The 1,142-nt window shown below is 59.4% G+C and carries 2 pseudogenes; both read left to right on the top strand.

Features of this window, described 5'->3' with window-relative positions:
• Positions 1-240, top strand: a pseudogene (locus AC1DRJ_RS28870) (IS5/IS1182 family transposase); the annotation flags it as partial.
• A gap of 104 nt (positions 241-344) precedes the next feature.
• Positions 345-1,142: pseudogene (locus AC1DRJ_RS28875) on the top strand (DNA cytosine methyltransferase); the annotation flags it as partial.

The following is a 1,142-nucleotide window of genomic DNA, read 5'->3' on the forward strand; positions in this document are numbered from 1 at the left end:
GCCGTACTGGAAGAAATGCAGGACAGGCTGCGCAACGCGCCGGAGATGATGCGAGTCCATAAACGGACAGTAGAGCATCCCTTCGGGACGCTTAAACAATGGATGGGCGCAACGCATTTCCTGACGCCAAAGCTGGCAGGGGAAAGTGCAGAGATGAGCTTGAACGTGCTCGCCTACAACTTGAAACGGGTCATGAAAATCGTTGCTGCCAATGGTTTGATGACGGCACTATCGGCCTGAAAAGGTTGGTTCTGGACGATTTAGATAGCTGTAGAACCTTGCTGAAGGGCTCCGAAGCGATACTGATCAACTATGGTGCCTTAAGCGGACTCACACAGCGAACGGCCGTCGGGTGGTTCCACATGTCGCCGGACTGAACGCATCACAGCCAGGCCGCCGGCGGCCAGCCGCGTAAGCGGGAGATTCGAAACCTGTCGTGGATCGGTCTGAAGTGGACTGGCAGGAAGAAACCTCGCGTCATCAGCCTTGAGAACGTGAACAGATTCTCCAGTGGGGGCCGCTGATCGCCAAGCGCTGCAAGGCGACCGGCCGAGTAATGAAGCTGGGGGGCGCCATTGCCGAGCCTGGCGAAGTCGTACCGGTCCACCAGCAGTTCCTTGTGCCTGATCCGAAACGCCGCGGTCAGACCTGGACAACCTTCGTCAGTGAGCTGCAACATCTTGGCTACGTCGTCGAGTGGCGCGTCCTCAAGGCCTGCGACTTCGGCGCGCCAACCAGTCGGGAACGCCTGTTCATGATCGCTCGCTGCGACGGCGAACCGATTGTTTGGCCAGCCCCTACCCACGCCAAGCATCCAGTGAAAGGCTAATAGAAGTGGCGCACCGTCGCCGAGTGCATCGACTGGACCATCCCGAGCAAAAGCATCTTCGACCGGCCAAAGCCGCTGGCTCCGGCCACCTGCGCCGAATCGCCAAGGGCATTAGGAAGTTCGTTATCGATGCTGCTAACCCATTCATCGTGCCGATCGCAAACTGGTCCGGGAAAGCGTTCAGTCAGCACACGATCCGCTACGCACTGTCACCTCTTGGCCGCGCGGTGGATCGTTCGCCATGGCAAGCCCGATCGTCGCACCAGCCATGTGTGGCAACAGCGTCAGCCCGCCACCGATGGCAGCGCTCGCA

This window comes from Pseudomonas sp. P5_B2, from assembly GCF_056400445.1.